This is a genomic window from Okeania sp. SIO2B9, assembly GCF_010672505.1.
Lineage (GTDB): Bacteria > Cyanobacteriota > Cyanobacteriia > Cyanobacteriales > Microcoleaceae > Okeania > Okeania hirsuta.
In genome coordinates this window covers 1-1,734 of sequence record NZ_JAAHGK010001471.1, presented here as the reverse complement: position 1 = coordinate 1,734, position 1,734 = coordinate 1, and the positions used below count along the sequence as shown (strand labels likewise).

Here is a 1,734-nt window from a genome sequence, read left to right as displayed (position 1 = left end):
TGTCGAGAGGTACAACAATTATGGTCAAAATGGGAAAGCCAGGGCTTGTATATATTCTTTTTACCTAAGTATTGCTCAGAAATGAACCCAATTGAGCTGGAGTGGAAACATCTCAAAAAAGATGAATGATCAGCTCAAATGTTTGATGACGAGTTAGATCTTGCTTATGCAGTAATTGACGGTATTCAAGCTAGGGCAGAAAAGGGAAACTACAGTACAGAACGTTTTAAATTTTACTCAAATCAAACTGCTTAAAATTTCTTTACATACTTTGGTTTTTTTTCACCGACTTACTTATAAGTTTTAAGTAAGTTTATAATTATTCAACAGTATAGCAACTGTCAGAGGGGTTAGCACAGAGAAAAGTATAAAATTATTAGACCATCTCATAGAGGCGATATAACTGCCGCACTTGCTCCGCCAACGCTATGTTTCTCCTTTATGTCCTAAGCACTTTGACGACTGCTATAGATCTAAAACATTAATAAAAATTCTACTGTTTCCTATTCTCTATAACCCTAAAATATTTCACAATTCAGATATAAGACTGCCATAATCTATCTATAAAGCTTACGAGAAGTTATCAAACTAGATTGGCACTTTCATTGAATCACAAAAACTCTGTAAAACTTTTCGCGAATCCTTATTCTTAGGACTTAAGGAGCAAATCTGCCTGTAGTGTGTGTTGCAACGCATCTTACACCAAAACTAGCGTATAAAAGAGTATTTTGCGTAAGTCCTGATTCTATTAAGCATTTAATTTTCTGTTTATATCCCCAACATAAATTCTATGCCATAGAAATAGGTTTGTCTAGAACTGTAGATAAAGAAACTGATTGTACAATTGGTTTATAACCAAGCCATTGTAATGATAATTCAGCAAATTTTTGAGGAGAACCGCTAACTACGAATTTTGTTGGTTTTGCTTTCTCATAATTTTGTAAATTCATCATTTCTAGCTTTTTAGCAGCTACTTTCACTAGAGATACAGCAGGATCTACAAAATTAATATTTCTAGGTAGAAAAGAACGCAATATTGGTTCTAAATAGGGATAGTGAGTACAACCATAAACCAATGTGTCAATTTTTTGCTGTATTAATGGCATCAAATATTCTTCTGCTATCTGATATGTATAAGGGTTATGTAGCTGATTTTGCTCTATTAAAGGTACGAAATAGGGACAGCTTACTTGCCACACTTTAGCAGAAGAATTTGCCTCTAGAATAGCAGTACGATAGGCATTACTAGCAGCAGTTGCAGGGGTAGCAATGACACCTATTCTTGTCCCTAATTCTACTGCAGAATTTGCCCCTGGTACAATCAATCCTAGAATTGGAATATCAAATTTAGACTTGATTTTTTCTAGAGCAAGAGCTGAACTGGTATTACAAGCCATCAATACCATTTTAACTCCACTTTTGATTAACCACTCTATAATTTCATCTACAAACTGCATAATTTCTTTGCTAGTTCTTGTACCATAAGGTAATCTTGCTGTATCTCCAAAGTAAAGAATAGATTCACTAGGTAACTGTCTATATAGCTCTCTCAGAACAGTTAGACCTCCTATCCCACTATCAAAAATACCTATTCTTTTTTGTCTAGTTTCAACGATCATTCTTGAGAGTATGGAAATACAATTCAAATCAAATAAATATTACTATAATGTATCAGTTGAAAATCTAATTTTTTTGATTTTAGTTTTAATAGAGAAGAATTTCATAATTATTTAA

Annotated in this window: 2 protein-coding genes; one reads left to right on the top strand and one right to left on the bottom strand. The window is 33.2% G+C overall.

What is annotated here, in order from left to right:
• Positions 1–129, top strand: a 129-nt coding sequence (locus F6K13_RS31795; protein WP_287289679.1) for a transposase, incomplete at its 5' end; no start/stop codon positions are given.
• A 659-nt stretch (positions 130–788) separates the two neighbouring features.
• On the opposite strand, the gene murI is transcribed toward F6K13_RS31795, so the two are convergent.
• Positions 789–1,619, bottom strand: coding sequence for a glutamate racemase (murI, locus tag F6K13_RS31790; RefSeq protein WP_124147535.1), 831 nt, complete (start codon positions 1,617–1,619; stop codon positions 789–791).
• Positions 1,620–1,734 lie beyond the last annotated feature (115 nt).